Genomic DNA, 25,884 nt, shown 5'->3' with positions numbered 1-25,884 from the left:
CCACACTGGTGTGCGGGGCTGTTGCGTGTCCTACCAGGTTTTGCGGGTCGTTGCGGGTAGAAAAGACCTTGCACGAAAGGCTGTTCAGTCGGGGCCTGTCCGCGCGAAAGCGTTTCCAGTTCCACATGAAAGCGAGGCACACCGGATGCGACGCGCACACGGAATCCGCACCCGGGTATTTGGAGTGTGCGCAGCGGCGCTCGTGCTGCCGCTCGGCGCCGGCGTCCTGAGTGCCGCGACAGGTGTTCAGCCTGCGACGGCTTCGGCTGCTCCCGATCGGACTCAAGCACCCGCCGGTGCGACCATTCAGAAAGTCGTCTGGCTGACGGATCGTCGTGTCTCCCTGTGGATCAACTCGCCGTCGATGGCGACGCCCGTTCAGGTGCAGCTACTCCTCGCCCGCGACTGGAACAAGGATTCGCAGGCCAAGTTCCCGGCTCTCTTCATGCTCGACGGGCTCCGCGCGACGGACAAGGAAAGCGGCTGGACGCTCGACGCAAAGGCCGAATCCTTCTACGCCGACAAGAATGTCAACGTCGTCCTGCCGATCGGCGGCCAGTCGAGCTTCTACTCCGACTGGCTCAACGAGGACAACGGCAAGAACTACCAGTGGGAAACGTTCCTCACCAAGGAACTGCCACCGTTGCTCGAAAGCCAATGGCGCACAACGGATGTCCGCGGTGTCGAAGGTCTGTCGATGGGTGGCACCGCCGCCATGGCGCTGACCGCTCGCAACCCGGGATTCTTCAAGTACGCCGCGTCGTACTCCGGATTCCTGACCACCACCTCGCTCGGAATGCCGCAAGCCATCCAGTACGCGATGAACGATGCGGGCGGTTTCAACTCCGCCGACATGTGGGGTCCGCCGTCCAATTCGGCTTGGGCAGAACATGATCCGTACACCATCGCCGACAAGCTCAAGGGCGTCAGCCTCTACGTCTCCAGCGGCAGCGGCATGACAGGTCCGTTCGACCAGCCGACCGGAATCCCCGGTGTCAGCACCAATTTCGCAGGCATGGGACTCGAGATTCTGGCCCGCCTGACGTCGCAGAACTTCGCGACCAAGCTGAACAAGCTCGGCATTCCGGCGCAGGTGAACTATCGACCGTCGGGCACGCACTCGTGGCCGTACTGGGACTTCGAGATGCGTCAATCCTGGCCGCAGGCGGCTGCGGCGCTCAACGTCGCGGCCGACAAGCCTGCCTGCAATCAGGGTGGTGCCATCGCGGGCGTTGTCACCGCCAACAACTGGCTCGGTGACTGCCTGACGGGTGAGTACAACGTCACAGGCGGTGTCGCACAAGATTTCCGGTTCGGTCAGGTGTTTTCCTCCGGAACCGAAGCCCATCCCGTCGGCGGTGCGATCAGCGGTGCCTACCAGCAAAACGGCGGCCCGGGCGGACCGCTCGGACTCCCCGTGAGCGATGAGCTGGGTGCGCCGGACGGGCGCGGCCGGTTCCAGAAATTCCAGAACGGCTTCATCTACTTCACGCCGCAGACCGGTGCTCACGCGGTGCGCGGCAATATCTTGGCGGAATGGGCGAAGCAGGGCTACGAACGCGGTCCGCTCGGCTATCCGGTTGCCGACGAGATCAAGACGCCCAACAAGGACGGTGCGGTTCAGGGCTTCGAGATCGGTGCCATGTATTCCAGCGGTGCGGGCACCAACGCGGTGCAGGGTCTGATCATGGCCAAGTACGGCCAGATGGGATTCGAGGACAGCTGGCTCGGCTTCCCGAAGACCAGTGAGGTCGGGGTCAAAGACTTCGGCAAGTTCAATCAGTTCGAGGGCGGCAACATCTACTGGAGCCCGCTGTCCGGCGCATGGGCGATTCGCAACGGCCCGATGTTCGACGCCTGGAAGAGCGTGGGATACGAGAACGGCAGGCTCGGCTTCCCGACCGGCGACGAGTTCCCCATCCCGGGCGGCGTCCAACAGAACTTCCAACTCGGCTACATCACCGTGAAGGACGGCAAGGGCGAGGTTCATTAGGCCCGGCAGTGATTCACATGCGTAGCCTGGACCGAACCCGACAATCAAGGAACTGACCAGGAATGACTGAGCTCCGTTTCATCACCGCCCGCACCGTTGCCGCGCTCGCGCTGGTCGCGGCCGCCAGCGGCCTGCTCGCCGGATGTGGTGGCGACGACTCGACGGCGACCGGAAGCCCAACCCAGGCCAGTGTTGCGTCCACCACATCGGCGGCGGCGAAATCGTCGAAGGCGCAGGGCTCCGACGCACCGAGTTCGGATGCTCCGGTGACGAGCCCAGGCGCTGCCGCGACCGCGCCGCCCGAGCAGCCGCAGCCCGTGCCGAGTGGATTCCCCGGCCCGACATCCGCACCCGTCGATTCGCGGAACCAGGCGTTGATCGCCGAACTCGACAAGGCGGGCGTCAAGTCGTCCGGCAACGGTGAGAACGCGGTGGCCATCGCCAACTTCATCTGCGCATCCATCCGCGACGGCAGCACGCCGGATCAGATGGACACCACGGTCACCGCGATGGCGGGCGTGGAACTCAACCTTGCCGGGTCTCAGATGGCACCCGCGGATGCCGCAAAGATCTACAAGGATGCCGCCCAGAAGACGTACTGCAAGTAGGCGGTCATGGCTCGGAAAAAGCGTTCCTTCGGAAAACTGCTCGCGCTGTTCGTTGCGCTCGTCGTCGTCTTTCTGCTCGTCATTGCCTTGATCTGGTACCTGGCGGCGGGCCGACTCAACGAGCCGACACCCGTTCCGGGCCCGACGCCCGGCCCGGGCCAGCCCCAGAGCCAGCCCGCGAGTTGCCCGGACGTTCAGGTGGTCGCGATTCCGGGAACGTGGGAGTCCAGCTCGGCAGACGACCCGCACAATCCGACGTTCAACCCGAAGTCGTTGATAGCCAACGTCACTCGTCCGCTACAGCAGCAGTTCCCGGCGTCGCGGGCCGACGTCTACACGATTCCGTACGTTGCTCAGTTCTCCAATCCGGTCGCGCTGCCGCCGGACGGGCAGGCGTCCTACAACGTCAGCCGCAGCGAAGGCGCTAAGCGTGCCAACGATGTGGTTGCGGGTATGCACGCCAACTGCCCGCTCACGAATTTCGTGATCGTCGGCTTCTCCCAGGGCGCGGTGATCGCGGGCGATCTCGCGGCGCAGATCGGCGCCGACAAGGGTCCGGCGCCCGCCAACCAGGTGCTCGGCGTGACGTTGATCGCCGACGGTCGTCGAGACAGCGATGCCAAGCCGATCGGCCCCGATCCGGACGGCGTGGGCGCCGAGGTCGCACTCAAGGGCGTCAACCTGCCAGGGATCACGATGACCGGACCGCGTGGCGGCTTCGGCGCACTGGGTGATCGCGTCAACTCGATCTGCGCACCCGGCGACCTGATCTGCACGGCACCCAAGTCTGCGATGAATCCACTCAACATTCCCGGCAGCCTCGCCGCGCTGGCAGGTGCCTACGGAAATCCTGTGCATTCGCTGTACAACAGCTTTGCCGTCGAGCAGGACGGGACTACTGCAACGCAGTGGACAGAGCGCTGGGCTGCGGATTTGATCGACAAAGCGCCGACTCCGGCGCACTCCTGACCTTGGTATTCGGGGCATCGGCCCGAATAGGTTCGGCAGGCGTCAACGGATAGAGTGCGCACAAACGTGACACGATTTCAGGAGACGTGATCGATGACTTCTGCCGCCGACAAGGCGCCGCGTAAGTTCCGCTTCGCCGCCGGAGGCGAGGGCAATCCCGAAGAGGGCGGTGCCCGCAAGTTCGTCAAGCTCGCTCAGCAAGCCGAGGAATACGGCTTCGACACCTTCATGATTCCCGATCAGCTGGGCAACCAGGTCGGTCCCATCGCGGCGCTGGGCGCGCTGACGCAGGCCACCGAGAAGATCCGCCTCGGTACCGCGATGCTGGCCAACGGTTTTCGTCATCCCGCCGTGCTGGCCAAGGACGCCGCGACCATCGATGTGCTCTCGCGCGGTCGCCTCGAGCTGGGTCTGGGCGCCGGTCTCGCCAAGGAAGAGTTCGAGAAGGGCGGCATCGCCTACGACTCGCCCGCGGTGCGCATCGAGAAGCTCGACGAGACGCTGACGATTCTGGACGTGCTGCTGCGCGGGCAGGAGTGCAATTTCGACGGCAAGCACTATCGGATCAAGGGACTCAAGGGCAGCCCGCGGCCGCGGCAGGGCCCACGTCCGCCGATCGCCGTCGGTGCCGGTGGACCCAAGATGCTTGCGCTGGCAGCGAAACACGCCGACATCATCTCGGTCGCCGCGCCCACCGATTCCGAGGGCAAGGTGTTGGTGTCCGGCGTCACGATGGACAAGACGATCGAACGGGTGAACCTGATCCGCGAAGCCGCGGGCGAGCGGTTCGACGACATCGAGTTGAGCTGGACCATCACCATGATCGTCATCACCGACGACCGTGAGCAGGTCGCCGAGATGGCATTGAACGCGCTGGACACGGGAATCGTGCCCAATATCGCGGCCGATGTCACGCTGTCGTCGGACGACATACTGGGTTCGCCGTACATCGCGATCGGAACTTTCGAAGAGATCGCCGATCAGATCAGAGACGTTCGCGCCAAGACGTCGATGTCGTACGTGGGTGTCTTCCCGACCCAGATGGATGCATTTGCGCCGATCATTCCGCTGTTGCGGGGTGAGTAGGCGTTATTACATCTGTAACATGTTTCTGGTTTGAAGACATGTAGCCAGAAGGCCACCCGGATTCGATAGCCCACAAATTTCGTACGGCAGTTCGTGCGTTGTATTAGCACCCGAGGGCGAAGCAAGTCGGGACGCAGCTGCGTCTGTAAATGGCTGCGAGCGTGCTTCGGAGGAGAAGGAATGGACGAAAAGTTCGATGATTACGTCGACTCGAAGGGGAATCTTTTCATCCCCGAGGGTCGCACTCTGGTCGACCATGTCGAGGCGCACACGCGCAACGACGCGAACGATCTGGCTTACCGATACATCGACTACTCCCGTGAGTCCGACGGTGAAGTCCACGAGCTGACGTGGCGTGAGTTCGGCAACAGGCTGCGCGCCGTCGCAGGCCGGCTGCAGCAGGTGACGAGCCCGGGCGACCGGGTCGCCATCCTTGCGCCGCAGGGCCTCGATTACGTTGTCTCGTTCTTCGCTGCCATCTACGCGGGCACCATCGCGGTTCCACTGTTCGACCCCGACGAGCCCGGTCACTCGGATCGCCTGCACGCCGTGCTCGGCGACTGCAAGCCGTCCGCGATTCTGACAGCGACGCAGTCGGCCGCCGGTGTGCGCCAGCTGTTCCGTGCGCTGCCTGCGGCCGAGCGCCCGCGCATCATCGCCGTCGACGCGATCCCGGACAGCATCGGCGACTCGTGGGTGCGCCCCGACATGGTGATCGACGACATCGCGTACCTGCAGTACACGTCGGGCTCCACGCGCGTTCCCGCCGGCGTCGAGATCACCCACCGCGCGGTCGGCACCAACGCCCTGCAGATGATCGACTCGATCCAGCTCACAGAGAACTCGCGCGGCGTCACCTGGCTGCCGCTGTTCCACGACATGGGCCTGCTGACGGTGATCCTGCCTGCGCTGGGCGGCAAGTACATCACCATCATGTCGCCGGTTGCGTTCGTGCGTCGTCCCGGTCGGTGGATCAAGGAGCTCGCCGCGGTCGCCGACGGCGCGGGCACGTTCGCCGCGGCACCGAACTTCGCGTACGAGCACGCCGCCGTCCGTGGACTCCCGAAGAACGGCGAGACGTTGGACCTGTCCAACGTGATCGGCCTCATCAACGGCAGCGAGCCGGTCACCACGTCGTCGATGAAGCAATTCAACGAGGCCTTCGCGCCCTACGGGTTGCCGAAGACCGCCATCAAACCGTCGTACGGCATGGCCGAGGCCACCTTGTTCGTGTCCTCGACCAGGCACTCGGACGAGGCGAAGATCATCTACGTCGACCGCGACAAGCTCAACGCGGGCACGATCGTGAAGGTCGACAAGTCGGCCGACGGTGCGATTCCGCAGGTGTCCTGCGGCTATGTCGCGCGCAGCCAGTGGGCGGCGATCGTCGATCCGGAGACCGGGGCCGAGCAGGCCGACGATCACGTCGGCGAGATCTGGCTGCACGGTGCCAACATGGGCATCGGCTATTGGGGCCGGGCGGACGAAACCGTGGAGACCTTCCAGAACAAGCTGACCAACCGGCTTGCCGACGGCAGTCATGCAGCCGGTGCGGCCGACGACGCCGACTGGATGCGGACCGGCGACTACGGCGTCTACGTCGACGGCGAGCTGTACATCACCGGTCGCGTCAAGGACCTGGTGATCGTCGACGGTCGCAATCACTACCCGCAGGACCTGGAGTACTCGGCGCAGGAAGCGAGCACCGCGCTGCGTCCGAACTTCCTTGCCGCGTTCTCTGTGCCCGCGAATCAGCTGCCGTCGCTGGTATTCGAGAACACCAGCCACTCGGGGCTGAAGTTCGACGCGGACGATCAGTCGGAGCAACTGGTGATCGTCGGCGAGCGCAGCCCTGGTGCGGGCAAGGCCGATCCCCAGCCGATCGCCGACGACGTTCGCACAGCGATCGCGACGCGCCACGGTGTGACGGTGCGCGACGTCCTGCTGGTGCCTGCAGGTTCCATTCCTCGCACATCGAGCGGCAAGATCGCCCGGCGCGCCTGTAAAGCGGCGTATCTGGAGGGCACCCTGCGCGGCGGGTATACGCAGCAGGCGTTCCCCGACAGTGTCGACGAGTAACGAAGCGGTCGAAAGCTGACCGCCAAACGGACAGGTAACTTGAGCTGATGGCCGAAGAACAGACGACCGCGTCGGACGATCAAGTTGTCGCCGAGCAAGACGCGGTGGGCGACGAGCGGGTCGCATCGGGCGAACATCCTGACGGCACGGATATGACCGTTGCCGAGCTGCGCACCTGGCTGCGCAACTGGGTTGCCGAGGCGACGGGTCAGCCCGCGGAGAACATCTCCGACGACCGCCCGATGGAAGAATTCGGCCTGTCTTCCCGTGACGCCATCGCGCTGAGCGGTGAGATCGAGGAACTGACCGGTGTCATCCTCACCGCCACCGTCGTTTTCCAGCATCCGACCATCGCGACGCTGGCCACCCGCATCATCGAGGGCGAGCCGGACGTGCCGGAGGACGACGAAGACGATTTCTACACATCGGCCCCGACGACCGACTCGCACGACATTGCGATCGTCGGCCTGTCGACACGTTTCCCGAAGGCCGGTTTCACGCCCGAGGAGACGTGGCAGTTCCTCATCGACGGTGGCGACGGTATCTCCGACCTTCCCGAAGGCCGCTGGGACGAGTTCAAAGGCGACCCGGATCTTGCGGCAGCCATGGCGGCAGGCAACACCCGCGGCGGCTACCTAGACGATTACAAGAGTTTCGACACCGAGTTCTTCGCGATGTCACCCGCGGAGAGCAGGCGCGTCGATCCGCAGCAGCGGCTCGCCCTGGAGCTCGCGTGGGAAGCGCTCGAGCACGCTCGCATTCCCGCCAGCGGCCTCAAAGGTGAACGGGTCGGCGTCTACGTCGGCACCTCGACCAGCGACTACGCGTGGCTGGCACTGAGCGATCGCGGTCTGAACGAGCCCGCCTTGAACCGGGCGTACGGCCTCACCGGTAACGCGTCGGCGGTCGTCGCCAACCGTATTTCGTACTTCTACGACTTCCGTGGACCGTCGGTCGCCATCGATACGGCGTGCTCGTCGTCGTTGGTCGCGGTCCATCAGGCTGTCCGCGCGCTGCGCGGCGGCGAGGCCGATGTTGCGCTCGCCGGCGGCGTCAACGCGCTGCTGGCGCCGATGATCACCCTGGGATTCGACTCGACCGGCGCTGTCGCAAAGAACGGTCACATCAAGGCCTTCTCGTCCGACGCCGACGGCATGGTTCGCGCCGAGGGCGGCGGCCTGGTGGTCCTCAAGCGACTCGAGGATGCCGAGCGCGACGGCGACAACATTCTTGCGGTGATTGCCGGCTCGGCCGTCAACTCCGACGGTCGCTCCAACGGTCTGCTCGCCCCCAACCCCGATGCGCAGGCCGACGTGCTGCGTGCCGCCTACCGTGACGCGGGCATCGCGCCGTCGGGCGTCGACTACATCGAGGCACACGGCACCGGCACCATCCTCGGCGATCCGATCGAGGCAGACGCGCTGGGTCGTGTTGTCGGCCGCGGCCGGGACGACGACAAGCCGGCGCTGCTCGGCTCTGCGAAGACCAACTTCGGTCACATGGAGTCCGCGGCAGGTGCAGCCAGCCTCATCAAGGTCGTGCTGGCGATGCAGGAGAACAAGCTGCCGCCGTCGCTCAACTACGTGGGCCCCAACCCGTACATCGCGTTCGACAAGGCGCACCTGCAGGTGATTCCGGAGGCCACCGAGTGGCCGCGCTACACCGGCAAGGCGATCGCCGGGGTCTCCGGCTTCGGCTTCGGTGGCACCAATGCGCACATCGTGGTCAAGGAGTACGTGAGCGAGGGGTCCCCTACCGCCGCAGACGTCACCGAGGGTGCCCCTGACTCGATCGAATTGGTGAGTGAGGGGTCTCCCGCCGCCGTAGAGGTCACCGAGGGTGCCCCCGACTCAGCGGATTTACCGGTGGTTTTGGCTGTTTCGGCATACCTGCCGTCGCGTCGCAAGGCTGCCGCCGCCGCCCTCGCCGACTGGCTGGAGACCGAAGAGGGCAGCAATACCCCGCTCGCCGACATCGGACGGGCGTTGGCGAAGCGCAATCACGGTCGATCCCGCGCAGTGGTGCTCGCGACGGATCACGCCGAAGCCATCACGGGTCTGCGCGCGGTCGCGGCGGGCAAGCCCGGTGGGCCGACCGTATTCAGTGCCGATTCGCCTGCCACCCAGCCGCCGGTGTGGGTGCTGTCCGGATTCGGTGCGCAGCACCGCAAGATGGCGAAGCAGCTCTATCAGGCCAACACCGTGTTCGCGGCAGCGGTCGACGAGATCGACGAGTTGGTCCTCGACGAGGCCGGCTACTCCGTCAAGGAGATGTTCCTCGACGATGCGCAGGACTACGACGTCGGCACGTCGCAGGTTGGCATCTTCACCATTCAGCTTGCTCTCGCTGCGCTGCTGCGACACCACGGTGCCGAACCGGGCGCCGTCGTCGGGCATTCGCTCGGTGAGGTTGCGGGTGCGTACATCGCGGGCGGTCTGCCGCTCGAAGACGCGGTGCGAGTGATCTGCGCGCGGTCGCGGCTGATGGGCGAGGGCGAGTCGATGATTCGCGACGACGACATTCGACGAATGGCGTTGGTGGAGTACAGCGCCGACGAAATCGTTGCCGTGCTCGACGACTATCCGGATCTCGAGGTCGCGGTCTATGCGGCTCCGAAGCTCACCGTCATCGGCGGGCCCGAAGCGCAGGTCGAGGCGATCACCGCGCGCGCCGAGTCCGAGGGCAAGCTGAACCGGATCCTGCAGACCAGGGGAGCAGGACACACGTCGCAGATGGACGCGCTGCTCGGTGAGCTTGCGGCAGAACTTGCCGGCATCGAGCCGAAGAAGCTGAAGGTCGGCGTGTACTCCACGGTCGACAAGGAGACGTTCTACCGCGCGGGCCACGACCCCATTCACGGCGTCGAGTACTGGGTCAAGAACATGCGGCACGCGGTCTACTTCACCAACGCCATCAAGCAGGCGGTGGCAACCGGGCACACAACCTTCGTGGAGCTGGCTCCGCACCCCACCGCGCTGATGCAGATTGCCGCAACAACTTTCGGTGCCGGCCTGAGTGATGCTCAACTGATTCAGACGCTCAAGCGCAAGGAAGACGAAGAGCTGGGCGTGCTGCTCGCACTTGCGCAGCTCTATGTGCACGGCCACAAGGTCAACCTGCCGTCGCTGTTCGAGCCCGGTGACTACGCGAACATCCCGCGCACCGCGTTCATTCGCAGGGAGCACTGGGTCAACGCGCAGATCGGCTCCAGTGGCGATACCCATGTTCCGGGCGCTCACGTTGCGCTCCCGGACGGCAGGCACGTGTGGCAGGTGCAGGCCACCGCGGTGACCGACCTCGCGGATCTGGTGACAGCGGCTGCCACGCAGGTGATGTCGGATGTTGCTCTAGGAGCATCGATTCCGCACAGTGCTGCGCCCACCGAGGGAACTTTGACGACGACGCTGAACCCGCATCCGGGCGGTGCGTCGATTCAGGTGCATGCGCGTGACGGCGGTAGCTTCCGGTTGCTGTTCGATTCGGTCGTTACTGGCGGGGCGAGCGCAGCGACGGGGGATGTCACCGGTGCTGCTCTCGTGGAGCCCGTCGTTGCTCCGGTGGCTCCCATCGCCGAGCAGCCGACCGGCCCGGTCGAAACGCTGCCCGAGGTCTCCGAATCCGTTGGTGGCAAATGGAACCCGGATGGCCCGGTGACGCTGGAGGATCGGCTCACCGAGATCGTGTCCGAGTCGATGGGATACGCGAAAGAAGATCTGCCGCAGGAGATTCCGCTGGTGGAGCTGGGACTCGATTCGCTGATGGCGATGCGAATCAAGAATCGCGTCGAGTACGAGTTCGACATTCCCAACCTGCAGCTCCAAGCCATGGTCGAAGCCAACATGACCGACGTCGGCAAGATCCTGCGCTACGCCGTGGAGAACCGCGACGAGGTCGAGGCGATGGCCGCGAAGCAGGCCGCCGAGAAGGACACCGCTGAGAAGGATGCCGAAGCACCGGTAGCCGAGGCCGAGCAGGGCGAAACACCAACGCCTGCAGCGCCGTCCGGCGATGTCCCGATCCCGCCGCGCGATGCCGCCGAACGGCTCACCTACGCAACGTGGGTGGCTGTGACGGGCGAGTCGGCGAAGGGGATCTTCAACACGCTGCCCATCCTCGACGACGACAAGGCGGAACAACTCGCCGCGCGACTCTCGGAGCGCACGGGCGGCGAGATCACCGTCGACGATGTTCTCGATTCCGAAACCATCGAGGAGTTGGCCGACGTCACCCGCAAGTTCCTCGAGGACGAGAACAAGATCGACGGCCTCGTTCGAACATTGCGGGAGCGCCCGGAGGGCTCGAACGCCGTACCGGTGTTCGTGTTCCATCCCGCGGGCGGCTCGACGGTCGCCTACGAGCCACTGCTCAAACGGCTCCCCGCCGACACCCCGATGTACGGCTTCGAGCGGACCGAAGGTCCCATCGAAACCCGTGCGGCGGAATACGTTCCGCTGATCAAGGCGATTCAGGGCGACGGCCCGTACGTGCTGTTCGGCTGGTCGTTGGGCGGTGCGCTGGCCTATGCGGTCGCGCGTGCGCTGAAGGCAGACGGTGCCGATGTTCGCGTAGTCGGGCTGCTCGACACCGTCTTGCCCGGTGAGCACGTGCCGGACACCGAGGACGAGGTGCGTAAGCGCTGGAAGCGGTACGCGGCGTTCGCGCGCAAGACCTACAACGTCGACTACCCGGTGCCCTACGACAAGCTCGCTGCCGCCAAGTCCGACGAGGAGCAGATCGGCATCCTGATGAATCTGCTGAAGCTCAGTGGGGCAAAGATTCCCGCCGGAATCATCGAGCACCAGCGCACGTCGTGGCTCGACAATCGGGCAATCCAGACCGCGGAGCTGGAGCCCTACGACGGCAAGGTCGTGCTCTACATGGCCGATACCTACGAGGCCGATCAGATCGAGCTGGAGCCTGCACTGAAAACCCGTAAGCCCGACGGTGGTTGGGGCGACGCGGCAAAGGATCTGGAAGTCATCAAGATCGGCGGCACGCACATCGCTGTCGTCGACGAGCCCTACATCGCCAAGGTCGGCGCCGACCTGACCACGAGATTGGCGTCGATCAAGTCTGGAGACTCTGCGTGAGCACAACCGCCGAAAAACTTGCGCAGCTCCGAGCGAACCTGGAACTCGCCCGAGAACCGGCCGGCGAGAAGGCAATTGCCAAACGAGCGGCCAAGGGAATTCCTTCGGCGCGCGAGCGCATCAACATGCTGCTCGATCCCGGTAGCTTCATCGAGGTCGGTGCACTGGTGCGGCAACCGGGTGACCCGAACTCTCTGTACGGAGACGGCGTCGTCACCGGTCACGGCACGGTCGACGGACGTCCGGTCGCGGTCTTCAGCCACGACCAGACGGTGTTCGGCGGCAGCGTCGGCGAGATGTTCGGCCGCAAGGTGGCCGCGATCATGGAGTTCGCCATCAAGATCGGCTGCCCCATGATCGGCATCAACGATTCCGGTGGCGCCCGCATCCAGGACTCGGTCACGTCCCTTGCTTGGTACGCGGAGCTCGGTCGCAGGCACTACCCGCTCTCTGGGTTGGTGCCGCACATCTCGATGATTCTCGGTAAGTGCGCGGGTGGTGCCGTGTACGCGCCGATCAACACCGATGTGCTTGTGGCAACCGAAGATTCGTACATGTTCGTCACCGGGCCCAACGTGGTGCGAGATGTCATGGGCGAGGACGTCACCCTCGTCGAACTCGGTGGAGCGCAGAATCAGGCCGAGTACGGCAACCTGCACCACGTCGCCAAGGACGAGAAGGCGGCCTTCGAGTGGGTGCGCAGCTACTTGAGCTTCCTGCCGTCGAGCTGCCAAGAGAAACCGCCGGTCATCAATCCCGGCTTGGAGCCCGAGGTCACCGATACCGACCTCGAGCTGGACGCGATCGTCCCCGACTCGGACAACGCCAGCTACGACATGAAAGATGTGCTGCTCCGCATCTTCGACGATGGTGAATTTCACGAGATCGGTGCGAGTGTCGCGCAGAACCTGATCATCGGTTTCGCTCGCGTCGACGGCCGTGCCGTCGGTGTCGTTGCCAACCAGCCGCTGATCCTCGCCGGTGTGCTCGATGCTCGAAGTTCCGACAAGGCAGCACATTTCGTGCGGATGTGCGACGCGTTCGACATTCCGCTGGTCTTCGTCGTCGATACACCGGGCTTCCTGCCGGGTATCGAGCAGGAGAAGATGGGCGTCATCAAGCGTGGCGGCCGCTTCATCTTCTCCTTCGCCGAGGCATCCGTTCCGAAGGTCACTGTGATCGTGCGCAAGGCCTACGGCGGTGCCTACGCGGTGATGGGGTCCAAGCAATTGGGCGCAGACATCAACCTCGCCTGGCCAACCGCCCGGATCGCGGTGATGGGTGGCGAGAGTGCGGTCACCATCTTGTGGCGCAAGAAGGTCGAAGAGGCAGGCGAGAACGGCCCTGCCGTGCGCAAGCAGTTGATCGAATTTTACAACGCCACGATTCCGACGCCGTGGGTTGCTGCGGAGCGCGGTTACATCGATGGCGTGATCGAGCCGTCGTCGACCCGCCTCGAGATTCGCAAGGCGATGCGGTTGCTGCGCGACAAGCAGGTCCCGCCGAGCCCGAAGAAGCATTCCCTCTTCCCGCTCTAGCCCTACGCGAGTGAGGGGTCCGTCAGCTCCGTTGGACGTGGTGAGGGGTCCCCTTGCTCACGCATTCGGAGCGGCGGGCGGGGTCGTTGCGTTGCGTGCCGGTAGTTGTCGCGGAGGTCGGCGAGCACTACCTCCGGCTCGTCGCGGATCTGATTCGGAAGATGCGTGACGACGACGATGCCGTACCGCTGCATCCGTGCGCGGCGTGCCAGCGTTTGCGCGTGCAGCGTCGGAGAGAAGTGATACCGAATGGAGTCGATCTCCCACGCAAGTCCGACGTCGTCGAGCCAGCCGTCCGGCCTTGCGACGAAGGTGCCTGACCCGTCGCAGATGTCGATGTTGTGCACCATCTTCGGCAAACCGGCTCTCTTGTAAAGTTTTTGCGCAGCGATCTCGGCGACCGAGTGCGCGTCCTCGCTCAGTTCGGCGAGTACCGATCGGGGCAGCGCTGATCCCGTCGAACTCGATGCGGCGAGTTCGACTGCCAGTTGTTCTACTGAGGTGTCACCGCGTTGGATCGGCTCCACCAACAGCGAGCGGCAGGTGCCGAGCGATTTCATCCGTCGCGACGCGTCGATGATGCATCGCGTGATCGGCGAGCACGTGACGGAGCCCCGTCGTACCGGATCCGGCATGCGTCGACTGCGTTCGATCGTGACGAAGCCGGCCGACGATCGTCGGCGAGCATGGGGAATCAGGATATGGACGTCTGCCGAGTTCCATCGCGAATAGCCATGTGCGGCAAGGCCGGCGTAGCCCGTGAGCAGCGAATCCTCGCCGGCATACAGCGATGCGGCGACGATACGCTGGTGCTGTGTGGGAGTTGCGTTGTGCAGCAGCACTATTCCGGGTAGGAGGCGCTGCCACGGTCCTCCAGGACGACATTTGCGGACAACAGTGCCATCAGGGACGTGGAGTTCGGCGAGCCAGGTCGATCGGATGACGCAATCGATGCTCGCCTCTTCGAGGTCGGCGTACGACCAGCGTGGCTTGTGCATGCCGGAAGTGTGCCGGACTCGACGGACATGGAACCCTCGTCACCTGGGCAAACATATTGCCCTGTGGATGGATCAGGTCGTGTGGATAACGCCGTTAACCTCGAGTCGGGGGACCGCTGACCACGTCTAACGGAGGAAATGGACCCCTGAGTCAGTCGTGCTCGCGCCGGTCAGCGCGGTTACGATTCCGATGAAACGCGTGCGGACGGCGTCGGCATCCAGATCGAGTAGCAGCTGGTAGATGGCGCCGTCGTAGACGGTCATGACCGCCCTGGCCAGATCGTCCGGTGTCGGAAGCGCGGCAGGCAACGTATCGATGTTTTTGCCGATGTAGTCGGCGAGCCAGGTAGCCGTTGCTTCACGGAGGAGAGTCCGCTCGTAGGCCAGGTCGGCGGCCACCTCGGGATGCCTAGCCGCATGCAATACGAAATCGGTGTTGATCAGCAGCCAATCCCGATCGATGGCCAAACCGTTGCCCCACTCGGCGATTGCTGCGTCGACATCGTCCGTCAAGTTCGCCAAGACGCGCAAGGTCAGCTCGGCGGCCTGCTGGGAGCGTTGGCGGTAGAGCTCGAAGAACAACTCTTCGAGTGACGAGAAGTTCGAGTAGAACGCACCCTTCGTGTAGCCCGCGGCGGCGCAGACATCGTCGATTCGCGTGCGCCCGAAGCTTTTTGCCGCGAAAACGGAAAACGCGGCATCAAGGAGCCGCTGTCGGGTCTCGGCGCGTCGCCGACCGGTCGCCTGTTCTGCTTCGTCTGTTGCCATCGCCGAAGTGATGATACCTTTTGGTATCGGTATACCAAAAGGTATCGGAGGGTGAGCGGCATGAAGTTCGCGCGTTTCGTAGTGACGGGGATGCTTGCCGGGCTGTTGGTGCTGGCGGCCGCACCTGCAGGCGCCGCTCCTGTGGCACCTGCCGGGACGACTATCGAGCCGCCGATCGGTTGCCTACCTACCGCGGCGCGGCCCGATCCGGTCGTCGTGTTGCCGGGCGCCGATGGAACCACTGCGCAAACCGCCGAGCAGTGGGCGGTGATGACGCAGCACCTGCGGGGTGCCGGCGCCTGTGTGCTCGTGTTCCAGGGCGGCATCATCGATGGAAAGCGTTGGGCCGGTGACATTCCCGCCGCAGCAGTCCAGGTTGCGCAGTTCGTCGACAGGGTCGAGGCAACGACCGGTGCGCGCAAGGTCGACATCGTCGCTCACTCGGCGGGCAGCATCGTCGCGAACTATTACTTGAAGGTGCTCCACGGTGCACCGAACGTTGAGCACGCGGTCTTCATCGCCTCCGAAGGAGGCGGTTGCGACGGCGCCGGATCGCTTGCTGCGCTAGGAATAAAGAACCTTCCGATCACGCCGGTGCAGGTGCTGCGGACGTTGCCGTTCATGGCGCCGATCCTCGCTCAACTGTTGCCTGATCTGGCGACCACCTTGCAGATGGCACCCGGATCGGCGGTGTACGAGTCTGTCTTCGTCGACGGCCCCGTCACGCAGCCAGGCGTCCGCTACGCCGTGCTGGCAAGCAAGGCCGACACTTTGGCGACTCCGGCCGGAACCTGCTCGTTCATCACAGAACCCGGGGTGACCAACGTGTTCTACGAAGATCTGTTTCCCGGCCGTCCTCCCGTCGACCACTCGACGATTCGCTCGAGCCCGGACACCGCGAACTGGGTTGTCGATCAGCTCTATTCGTAACCTGACTCAAGCCTTGCGGTGATGCCACCGCAAACGGAACGGCACGATAGCGCTTTCCATCTTCACCTTGAACGACATCTTCGACTCACCGTGCTGCCGTTCGTTGAAGTGGATCGGGATCTCCAGTGTCTTGACGGCCTGCTTCTGGGCCAGGAAGTGCATCTCGACCTGGAAGGAGTAGCCGTTGCTGCGGATGCGATCGAGGTCGATCTCGCGCAGTGCATCGGCACGCCACATCTTGAAGCCTGCGGTCATGTCCTTGACTCGCAGGCTCAGCAACCGCTCTACGTAGAAATTCGCGAAGCCGGACAACATTTTTCGGTGTAAGGGCCAGTCTTCGGCCAGTGCGCCACCGGAGACGTACCTGGATCCGATCACCAAACCCGCACCCGTGGACAGCATCGTGCCGAGCAATTGCGGTACGTACTCCGTCGGATGGGAGAGATCTGCGTCCATCTGTACGACGAAGTCCGCACCAGCATCGAGCGCCGCGTTCATGCCGTCGACGTATGCGCGGCCGAGGCCTTGCTTGCCGGTGCGGTGTAACACGATCAGGCGTCCGGGGTTCGCCAGCGCCAGGTTGTCCGCCACCTCGCCGGTGCCGTCGGGGCTGTTGTCGTCCGCGATCAGAATTCGCAGATTCGGCAGCGGCAACGCGAGCAGTTCCCCCACCACCAACGGAACGTTGTCGGCTTCGTTGAACGTGGGAATGACCACGACAACGTCGGAGTCACTCCACGGTGCGGGTATGGCAGCGGGCTGGTCGGTCAACTTTTCGACACCTCTCACTCGTCGATGCAGTGCGGCGGACAGAAGACACGGAGCGGACCGGGCTTCCAGAAGCCCGATCTGGTCACCTCAGCGGTGTCGATCGTCGCCGCCGTGGCTTTCGGGTAGTACGGGGTATAGCGCTCCAGCGAACCCCAGTCCCGGCCCCAGTTGTCTTTCAGGTAGGTCGGCAACGTGACCGAACTGGCGAGCGCCTCCGTGTAGAGCAACGGGCCGCCGTTGTCCGCCGATTGCCAAGTGTCGGTGGACGACACGGCCAGCGGGCGGTCCGGCAGAATGCGGTAGTTGGGCACTTCTGCGACACCGTAGCGATGGTTGAACGGCCGCTGGCACGGGAACTGCAGCCCGACGGCCCAGTCCAGTAGCACCGGCTGATCCTTGCCGATGAAGGTGTTCAGCGACGTCAACTTCGGCACCCGCGGGGGTGTGAAGGCCAGCCATTGATCGCCGGTGAGGTTGGGGTCGTTTGCGACGATGCGAACCACGTCGGCGTCCGGTGCGATCTCGTCGAGCGGCACGCGCAGGTTGCGCCACGAAGGCGCGGGTCCGATGTCCTTGGGCAGGTAGTTGCCCTCGACCTTCACGGTGCCGTCGGGTTGGCGCTTGCCGTAGTCGATGGTCAACGACTGGCCGTAGGTGACCACCTGGCTGGTGTCGACGGACCAGATGCGACCCGCCGCAGACACCACGACCAGCGGGGAATCCGCACTGCGAGCCGGCAATTGATACCAACTCGACGTCAACGTGGCAGGTTCCTGCGTGGTCTCCTGGTAGCTGCCGAGCACAGGCGTTGTGGCGGGGTCGAGGCCGTACGGCAGCTTGGCCGTGCTGCCGTTTACGCCGCGACGACCGGTGCCGCCACCGGTGCCGGCATTCTGGCCGCCCTCGAAGACCGGTCCGACGCTCTGCGAATCGGTATTGCCCTGACCCGGTTTCACCGCGACCGTGTCGGCCGACAGATCCGTCGGAATTCCGTTGGGGGTGAAGCCGGTCGGGTTGCCGCCACCGAGCGGGTCGTTGGGGTCCTTCGGCGGGTTGGCAGGGTCGATCAGCGGTTGCAGGATGCCGTCGTTGGCGTTCGGTTCCACCAGCACGTCGTTGGCGAGCCCACACGACTCGCCCTTGAGCGCGTCGAAGTTGGATCGAGCCAACGAGTACGCGGGATACTGTGCGACAGCGCCTTTCGCGAGGGAGAGCACCTCGAAGAGCACCATCAAGCCGGCGATCACGGTCAGCGGTGCCGCCGCGAACATCCTGATCCGTCTGCCCTTGGCGGTGTTCGCCTTCACCTGCGGTTTGGCGTAGCCCTCACGTAGGTACTGCCAGGCAACCAGCACGAGCGCCAAGAAGAAGAGCAGCAGGAACGCGGTGTTGGACTTGTTGCCCGCAAGGGACACCTGCTTGTCGAACCACGGCACGCCGTAACTCGACACGTACCAGTAGCCGTTGATGCCGGAGAACGACAGCGCAAGGACGAACAGGAGTCCGGCGGCGAACATGGTGCGATTGCGTCGAGACCGTAATGCGCTGGCAGACACGGCAACCGCGGTCAGCGCCGCCAACGATCCGGCGATACCGGCGTACGCACCGAAGTGGTGGGTCCACTTGGTGGGGTTGAACATCATGAAGAAGATGGTTCCGAACACGATGCCCATCAGGCGCCACGCCGGACCATTGGCAACACCGGGAATCCGCTTGCGACGCAACAGGATGAACAGCGTGGTCGCGAGGCAGAGGATCATCACCAGGAAGGCGAATCGACGAGCGAGCGAGCCGTCCACCGTGTCGACGAACAGGTAGTAGTAGCGCAGGAAGTCCTTGTACCACTGCAGGTTCGGCCCGATCAGCTGACGAACCCGGTTTGCTTCGTTGATCCCCGCGAAGGTCTGGTCGCCGTAGACCACGGTCAACACCAAGACGCCTGCCGCGGTGATCGGTGCCAGCAGCGGCAGCGTGCCGACCAGCCGGTGACGCTTGACGATGATGCGGGTCAGCGGGCGGACACCGGCGATCAACGCCGCCACACACGACAGGCCGGTCGGTGCCGCGGCCAGCGTGAACGCACCCACCAAACAGGCAGCGGCGGCAGGGAGCAGGCGGCCGGTGGCGATGGCGCGTTCGATGGAGCACCAGGTGAGCAGGGCGCCGACGGCCACGATCGGCTCGGGACGCAGACCGTTGTTGTAGGGAAGCCAGAAGGCAAGGAACACAAGGCCGCCGGTCCACAGGGCTACCGAATTGTTGCGGACCGCCCGACCGAGGCGCGGCACCACCTCGCGGCTGATCACCATCCAGCACAGCAGTCCGGCGATCAGTGCGGGTAGGCGCATCCACGGGCTCGCGGTGGAGACCTTCGCGAACGCCGCAAGTACGTCGTAGTACCAGCCGAACGGTGCCTCGGGTACGCCGAACCAGCGGTAGTAATTGGCCATGTAGCCGGCGTGCTCGGACACTCGCGCCATGGTGAGCAGGTAGCCGTCGTCGGAGGTGTTGGCGCCGATGAAGTGCCACACCACCAGCGTCCCGACCACGATCGCGTCGACGCCGGTCAGCTTCCACCAATGCGATGGGAAGAAGCGGCGGTGGCCGCGACCGTCGGTGCCGTCGAGGCGGGCGAGGGCGCCGAGCGCAATGAGCGTGCACAGCAGCGCTCCGAGCATCGCGACCAGCTTGACGATCGTCGGCGTCGAGGAGAACCGCGAGTCGACGTTCATCGAGAACTTCAGGCCCTCGGGTGCCGGGCCGGTCAAGTCGGTGAAGACGCCGACCACCTGCGGCCGGAGATCGCCTTTCAGCTCACCCTTCACCGGCTTGCCCGAGGTATCGGTGAGACCGACGAATTCCGCAACCGTGTGATCGGCGTCGGAGGTGATGGTGATGGTCTGGCAGCGGCCCATGTCGGCTCGCGGTGCGGTCGCGACCACAACGTTGCGATCCAGCACGTCGACCGACGTCTCGGACACCCGGACGAACATCGCGCTCAGCGCGGCGCCTTCACCCTGTGGGGGTGACGTCGCGAGCATGATCCCGCCACGGGCGGGCACCTGGTTCACCGTCGAGCACGGGATGGACGCGCCGAGGTCGATGGGTACTTCGGATACCAGCGGCGCGTCGACGCTCGCCACCTGCCCGCCCTGCGGCCAGTTCACGGCTGCCGTTGTCTGCACCACGGGAAGAAATGGCGTCGCGAGAGCCAAGAGCGCACCGAGGAGTCCGGTCACGATCGCGATCAGACGGGCTGTTCGGAACTCTTTGCGTAGGTCGACACGCGGGACGACCGGTGGAGCTGTCACGACATCTGGCACGGACAAGATGTTATAGGAGTGATTGCAGAGCTAACGCTGCTTGACGGACCTGCGCTATTTCTCCTTGATGGGTCCGGGGGTCCACAGTCCGGAACGACCGGTTTCGACGACGTCGACCTTGGCAGGAACCGCCGATTTGTCCAGAGGTGTGAGCCGTTCCAGCGAACCCCAGTCGCGGCCCCAGTCGTCCTTCGAATAAGCCGGAACAGTCTCCGACGCCAGCAAATCGGGCATCCACCCCAAAGGCCCACCGCCGATCGCGTCTTGCCAGGCATTCGTGGAGTCGGCGCCGTTGCGGTCGGGCAGGATCCGGTATTTCGGAACCTCGGCAACGCCGTAAAGGTGATCGAACGGACGCTGGCACGGGAACGCCAACCCCACCGACCAGTCCAGTAGCACCGGATCGGTGCGACCGACTACGTCGTCGAGCGTCTTCATGACCGGCACGCGCGGTGGCGTGACCGCGAGCCACTGGCGTTGGGTGATGTCGTTGTCGACTGCGACGAGCCGAACGGCGTTCGCATCCGGTGGAATCCGATCCAATGGCACTCGCAGGTTGCGCCACGACGGCGACGGCCCGATATCCAGCGGCGGCACCGATCCGTGCACCGCGACCGAGCCGTCGGGGTTGCGCGTGCCGTACTCGACTTTCAGGTCCTGGCCATAGGTCACGACGCCGTCCTTGTCGACGGAGTTGATGCGCCCAGCGGCGGTGACGACGAGGATGGGCCCGGAACGGGTCAATCCGTACCACTGCGTCGTCAGCTTCGCGGTCTTCTGCTCGCCGGTCTGATAGCTGCCCATCACCGGCGTGCGCGCCGGGTCCAGTCCGAACGGCAGCATCACGCGACTCCCGTTGACGCCGCCCTGATCCTCGGTACCGCCACCGGTACCCGCGCCGGTGGTCGATGTGGTGGTAGAGGAGTCGGTGGCGATGCTGTTGGCCCCGCCCTTGCTCTTTTCCTCCGCATCCGCGGTGAGATCGTTGGCGACGCCGTTCGGTGTGAAATTGGTTGAGTCACCGGACAATCCGTCGCCCACCGAGCCGACGAGCGGCTTCAGCATGTCGGCATTCGGATCGGTCTCGACCATCACGTCGTTGGCCAGCCCGCATATGTTGCCGGTGAGCGCGTCGATGTTGGAGCGGGCGATCGAGTACGCCGGATACTGCGCTACGGCGCCCTTCGCGAACGACAGCACCTCGAATACGACGACGGCTCCGGCGGCAATGGTCAGCGGGGCAGGGGCGATCCTGCGCATGCGGGCCGGTCGAGAGTTGTTGCGCTGCTTGATGTACGGCGCTCGATAGTGATGCCAGGCGGCGAGCAGTAGCAGGAGAATCGTGAGGCCGAGCAAGATGGTCGCGAATCCCTTACCTGCGATCGTCGGCGGCTTGTCCCACCACGGCACGCCGTAGCTACCCACGTACCACCACCCGTTGGAGCTGGTGAACGACTGGGCGAGCAGGAACATCACTGCCGCCGCGAACAGTGTGCGGTTGCGCGGCGACCGAATGCTCGCGGATCCGACGGCGACTGCTGCAAGTGCCGCAAGCGATCCCGCGAGTCCGGCGTACACACCGAAATGATGGGTCCACTTGGTGGGGGTGAACATCATCAACAGCAACGACCCGAAGATGATCCCCAGGATGCGTGTCGCCGGGCCTTTGGATGCTCCGGGAATTCGGCCGCCCTTGCGTAGTAGCTGTGCGGTGCACACCACGAGGCAGAGCAGCATCACGAAGACGCCGAACCGACGCGCCAACGAGCCGTCCGGGCCGATCGTGAGCAGAGCGTCCCAGCGCACACGTTCGTCGAACCACTTCACGTTGGGCCCGATTGCGGTCCGCACGCGCGTCGACTCGAGCACTGTTGCCAACGTCTGATCCGCGAAGATCGCCACCAGCACAACGGTTCCCGCGGCAAGGCCGGGAGCGATCAGCGATGCGAACCCGACTGTTCGGGCACGGGCGATGATCGCCCGCAACACCGGTTGTGAGCCCGCGATCAAGGCGGCGATACAGATCAGGCCGGACGGACCGGCAGCCAATGAGAACGCGGCGATCAGCACAGCGACGGCGGCGGGGAGCAGCCGTCCGGTGGCGATGGCTCGTTCGATCGAGCACCAGGTGAGCAGAGCGCCGAGAGCGATGATCGGTTCCGGCCGCAGCCCGTTGTTGTAGGGCAGCCAGAACGCCAGGAACACCAAGCCTGCCGTCCACAGCGCGACTTTGTTGCTCTTCACGCGAGCGCCCAAGCGGGGCAGCACCTCTCGGCTGATCAGCATCCAACACAGGATCGCCGCGACCAACGCAGGCAGGCGCATCCACGGGCTGGCCGTCGAGACCTTTGCGAATGCGGCAAGGACGTCGTAGTACCAGCCGAACGGTGCTTCCGGCACTCCGAACCAGCGGTAGTAATTGGCCATGTAGCCCGAATGATCCGACAGGCGAGCCATGTTCAGCAGATAGCCGTCGTCGGAGGTGTTGGCACCGATGACATGCCAGACCAACAGGGTTCCGACCACCACGCCGTCGACCGGCGTCACCTTCCACCACGATGCGGGAAGGAAGCGACGTGGCTTGCGCCGATCGACGCCGTCGAGCAGGTGCAATGCGACCAGCGCGACCAGTGTCGACAGCACAGCCACGATCATCGCGGCGAGTTTCAGCGCGCTCGGGCTCGACGAGAAGCGGGAATCCAGATCCACGTGTGCGGTCGCGCCTGCGGGGACCGTTTTCAGGTCCGTGAAGATGCCGACCATCTGTGGGCGAATGTCGCGAGCAACGTCGGCCTTGACCGGATCGGGAGTGGTGTCGGTGATTTCGGCTGCGGTGTGCGCAACTGTGGAGGTGACGACGATACGAGACGAATCACGCAAGGCGGTCAGGGGTGCGGACAGCAGCGGAATGTCGCGGAGGACGACGTTGACGTTGCCGCCCTCGACCTTGACCACCAGACCGTCGCTGCTCGCCTCGCTGGACTGCTTCGGGACGGTCGACAGCAACACCCCACCGTCGGCGCCGAGATCACGAGCTGCGGCAGCCGGGATGGTCGCGTCGAACTGAATCGGTGTGTAGGACACCAGCGGTGCTTCCACGCTGACCGCGCCCTGCTGCGGCCAATCGATGTGAGCCGCATCCTGCCGGACGGGCAGTAGCGGCGTGGCAAGGGCGAGGACGAACCCCAGCAACCCGGCGACGATCGCGACGAGACGAACTACACGGCTACGGGTGACAGCAGGCTGCTCAGGTGGCACAAGGCACGATGTTAACCGCGCCGGGGGTCATCCGTGCACGTCACCACGCACATCCCAGACCTTCACATCGTCCACCTGGGTGCCTGGGCGGCCCAGCAGTTGTTCGACGGTGGCCGCCAGCGCGGGCTCGTTGCGCCCGCCGGGAAGCACCATCATGTCGGCCCGCCAGTAGTGCAGATCGTCCTGCGCGGTGGCCCGGGTACTCGCGTCGATCGGGGGCACGATCCCGGTTTTCGCGACCTTCGCCAACAACAGTGCGGTCGGACGGTCGATGGGTCCGTACTTGCCCTTCTGTTCGGCGTTTTCGTGGGCGGAGTTACGCTGTGAGCTGCCTGCCGGGCCGACGAAATATCCACCGACGATGGAGTATTCGAAGTCGGTGTCGGCCTGCCACTGCAGGGGCTGTGCTCGCTCCGGCGCGGGCAGTGGAACGGTGACTACCGAGCCGCCACTGGAGAATTCGCGCCAATCGCCGTTCGCGAAGAACTGCGGCGCGGGTGTCCGATCTGTGACGGGCAGCGGAGTCGGGGTCAACGGAAGCAGTGCGACGACAAGACCGACGAACCAGAAGGTCGACACCGAACGGATCGGAGTCGTCAACGCGCGCTGCGTGGCCAGGGCGAGCAGGATGCCGATCGCCGGGATGCACGCCAGCGCGAAGCGAGTCTCGAGTACTGACTCGATCAACGGGTATTCGCCGAGCCAATGCCACGGCATCTTGATGCCGGTATCGGATTTGCCGATCTTCAGTTCCGCACCGAGGGAGATGACGCCGAACACGACGATGGTGACGGTGGCGGCTCGCGCAATCCTGTTTCGCCAGAACCACACAGCGATGACGGCGACCAGAATCAGCAGCGGCCAACCGAAGTACGCGTTCTCTTCGGTGGCGTTGATCGCGACGTTCTGTCCGGGCGCGAACATGCCGCCCAGCGACTCCGACGGGAACTGCACAAGTGCCTTGGCGTCGTTGCCCATCTGACCGTGGTCGAGGAAGCGGTAGCTCTGCGCGCCGAAGAACTGCCACCACAGCGCGGCGCCGGTGATCAAGACGGCGATGGCACCGCCGAGTAGGACCGGCTTGTAAACACGTCGAACAGCGGTGACGGCCGCCTTGGGCATGTGCAAGTAGTAGACGAGCGCGAAAACCGCGAAAGCGAACGCGAAAATCAGCAGCGGCTCTTCGCCGAGCCCGATCTGTCCCGCGAGCAGCACGCCGAGTATCGCGCCGCCGCGCAACTTGTTGTCGCCGCGACTGAGCTTGATGACCTGCAGCGCGATCAGCGGGAGGAGGACGAGTACGACGAAGTTCGGATGCCCGTTCGCGTGCGACACCATGCCCGGCGCGAAACCGCAGAACAGACCACCGACGGCTGCCGCGAACCGGGACGTCACCACTTCCTTGGCAAACACCCAGTACCACCCGAACGCTGTCCCCGCGAGCCCCAGCGTCAGCACGAGAACGTAGGTGACCGTCGGGCCGAACAGCAACGTGATCGGTGCCAACGGAACGCTGACGCCGAACATGGCGGTGTTTGCCATAAGGTTCACGCCGAGTGGATAGTTCTGCAGCGTTGTGCCGAGCGGGTTCTCCAGATGGGCGATCGAGTGCGCGGTGACGGCGAAGAACCACTCCCACATCGTCTGGTCCTGGCCGCTCTTCACGAGATAGCCGGTGCCCAGATCGCGCCACTGCCGTTCGAGAACGACGAACGCGATGGCAAGGTAGCCGATCCCGATCAGTGCGTGCTGGAATCTGGGCGTCTTGCGAGAAACGGGTGCCTCGGGGGCCGGCGTCTCGAGCGTGAAATCGAGTACCGAATGGTCGAGCGTCGTTCCTTGCGCCTGCCTCACACACTCTCCTGATCTGTATCGGCAGACGACGCTACCGAGTCAGGCTGTGATCTTTCTCAGCGGCGAACTGGGGATCGATCGGCGCTTTGGTGAGTCGATTCGCGAAGGTCGACAGGGTGTAGGTGCCGATGCCCAGCACCACCTCGAGCGCGTTGCGGGCGGTGTAACCAGCAGCGATGAAGGCGTCGAGCTGGTCGTCGTCGACGGCCCCTGTGGTGTCCATGACGGCGTTGGCGAAGGTGCGTAGCGTCACTAGTGCGGGGTCTGTGGATTCCGGTGATCCGCCCAGTCGAATCAGTGCGGGTGTGTGCATCGCGACGCAGAGTTCGCAGCCGTTGCGCTCGGCGATGGCGAGTACCAGCGTCTCACGTGCAATCGGGGACAAACTGGACTGTTGGAACAGGGAGTTTGCCCTGCTGAAGGCTTGCAACAGCTCTGGCGACTCGGCCATCAATGCAACGGCGGAGGGGAGGAATCCGAACTGGTTCGTGATGGCCAGCATCGTTGCGTGACCGGCAGCGGGAGCGGTGTCGTGGGTGTGGGTTGTGAACATGTGACGGACCTTTCTCTCGAAAATGCTAAATTCGACAACATGGTTGACCAAATAGTAAACATGGTT

15 protein-coding genes are annotated in these 25,884 nt (G+C 64.4%); 8 read left to right on the top strand and 7 right to left on the bottom strand.

Features of this window, described 5'->3' with window-relative positions:
- Nucleotides 1-145 precede the first annotated feature (145 nt).
- The 7 genes from FOY51_RS01475 to FOY51_RS01445 all read left to right on the top strand — a co-directional run bounded on the left by FOY51_RS01475 (nucleotide 146) and on the right by FOY51_RS01445 (nucleotide 13,363).
- A complete protein-coding gene (locus tag FOY51_RS01475) occupies nucleotides 146-1,993 on the top strand; it encodes an alpha/beta hydrolase-fold protein (protein ID WP_149428420.1) in 1,848 nt (615 codons plus the stop codon).
- 62 nt (nucleotides 1,994-2,055) lie between these two features.
- A complete protein-coding gene (locus FOY51_RS01470) occupies nucleotides 2,056-2,601 on the top strand; it encodes a DUF732 domain-containing protein (RefSeq protein WP_149428419.1) in 546 nt (181 codons plus the stop codon).
- A gap of 6 nt (nucleotides 2,602-2,607) precedes the next feature.
- Nucleotides 2,608-3,570, top strand: a complete 963-nt coding sequence (locus FOY51_RS01465) for a cutinase family protein (protein WP_149428418.1) — start codon at nucleotides 2,608-2,610, stop codon at nucleotides 3,568-3,570.
- 93 nt (nucleotides 3,571-3,663) lie between these two features.
- A complete protein-coding gene (locus FOY51_RS01460; protein ID WP_149428417.1) occupies nucleotides 3,664-4,656 on the top strand; it encodes an LLM class F420-dependent oxidoreductase in 993 nt (330 codons plus the stop codon).
- 180 nt (nucleotides 4,657-4,836) lie between these two features.
- Entirely contained in the window at nucleotides 4,837-6,735 is a 1,899-nt protein-coding gene (gene fadD32 / locus FOY51_RS01455; RefSeq protein ID WP_149428416.1) for a long-chain-fatty-acid--AMP ligase FadD32, read from the top strand.
- Nucleotides 6,736-6,887: 152 nt separating this feature from the next.
- Nucleotides 6,888-11,825, top strand: coding sequence for a polyketide synthase Pks13 (gene pks13 / locus FOY51_RS01450; RefSeq protein ID WP_149428830.1), 4,938 nt, complete (start codon nucleotides 6,888-6,890; stop codon nucleotides 11,823-11,825).
- Nucleotides 11,822-13,363: an acyl-CoA carboxylase subunit beta gene (locus tag FOY51_RS01445; RefSeq protein ID WP_149428415.1), complete on the top strand. Its 1,542-nt coding sequence runs from the start codon at nucleotides 11,822-11,824 to the stop codon at nucleotides 13,361-13,363. Before pks13 ends, FOY51_RS01445 begins: the two co-directional genes overlap by 4 nt.
- Before the next feature lie 2 nt (nucleotides 13,364-13,365).
- Here FOY51_RS01445 and FOY51_RS01440 read toward each other — a convergent pair whose 3' ends face one another.
- Together FOY51_RS01440 and FOY51_RS01435 are read right to left on the bottom strand one after the other, a co-directional pair.
- A complete protein-coding gene (locus FOY51_RS01440; RefSeq protein ID WP_149428414.1) occupies nucleotides 13,366-14,361 on the bottom strand; it encodes a hypothetical protein in 996 nt (331 codons plus the stop codon).
- A gap of 126 nt (nucleotides 14,362-14,487) precedes the next feature.
- Complete coding sequence (locus tag FOY51_RS01435; protein WP_149428413.1) at nucleotides 14,488-15,129, bottom strand: TetR/AcrR family transcriptional regulator; 642 nt, start codon at nucleotides 15,127-15,129, stop codon at nucleotides 14,488-14,490.
- A 60-nt stretch (nucleotides 15,130-15,189) separates the two neighbouring features.
- On the opposite strand from FOY51_RS01435, the gene FOY51_RS01430 reads away from it, so the two are divergent.
- On the top strand, nucleotides 15,190-16,059 hold the full coding sequence (locus FOY51_RS01430) for an esterase/lipase family protein (RefSeq protein ID WP_149428412.1): 870 nt from the start codon (nucleotides 15,190-15,192) through the stop codon (nucleotides 16,057-16,059).
- 6 nt (nucleotides 16,060-16,065) lie between these two features.
- On the opposite strand, the gene FOY51_RS01425 is transcribed toward FOY51_RS01430, so the two are convergent.
- Genes FOY51_RS01425 through FOY51_RS01405 form a run of 5 tightly spaced genes read right to left on the bottom strand, consistent with a single transcriptional unit; the run spans nucleotide 16,066 to nucleotide 25,818 of the window.
- Entirely contained in the window at nucleotides 16,066-16,830 is a 765-nt protein-coding gene (locus tag FOY51_RS01425; protein ID WP_149428411.1) for a polyprenol monophosphomannose synthase, read from the bottom strand.
- 14 nt (nucleotides 16,831-16,844) lie between these two features.
- The gene (locus tag FOY51_RS01420) at nucleotides 16,845-20,153 is read right to left on the bottom strand and encodes an arabinosyltransferase domain-containing protein (protein WP_371830391.1); all 3,309 of its coding nucleotides are present in this window, start codon (nucleotides 20,151-20,153) and stop codon (nucleotides 16,845-16,847) included.
- Between the two features lie 54 nt (nucleotides 20,154-20,207).
- On the bottom strand, nucleotides 20,208-23,411 hold the full coding sequence (locus tag FOY51_RS01415; RefSeq protein ID WP_149428409.1) for an arabinosyltransferase domain-containing protein: 3,204 nt from the start codon (nucleotides 23,409-23,411) through the stop codon (nucleotides 20,208-20,210).
- A 27-nt stretch (nucleotides 23,412-23,438) separates the two neighbouring features.
- Nucleotides 23,439-25,265 carry a glycosyltransferase family protein gene (locus tag FOY51_RS01410; protein ID WP_149428408.1) on the bottom strand — a complete coding sequence of 609 codons (1,827 nt, stop codon included), beginning with the start codon at nucleotides 25,263-25,265 and terminating at the stop codon, nucleotides 23,439-23,441.
- A 31-nt stretch (nucleotides 25,266-25,296) separates the two neighbouring features.
- Complete coding sequence (locus tag FOY51_RS01405; RefSeq protein ID WP_235916024.1) at nucleotides 25,297-25,818, bottom strand: carboxymuconolactone decarboxylase family protein; 522 nt, start codon at nucleotides 25,816-25,818, stop codon at nucleotides 25,297-25,299.
- Nucleotides 25,819-25,884 lie beyond the last annotated feature (66 nt).

Origin of the sequence: Antrihabitans cavernicola, from assembly GCF_008297975.1 — a bacterium.
GTDB lineage: Bacteria > Actinomycetota > Actinomycetes > Mycobacteriales > Mycobacteriaceae > Antrihabitans > Antrihabitans cavernicola.
The sequence above is the reverse complement of the archived record's forward strand: the minus strand, read 5'-3'. Positions and strand labels throughout refer to the sequence as shown.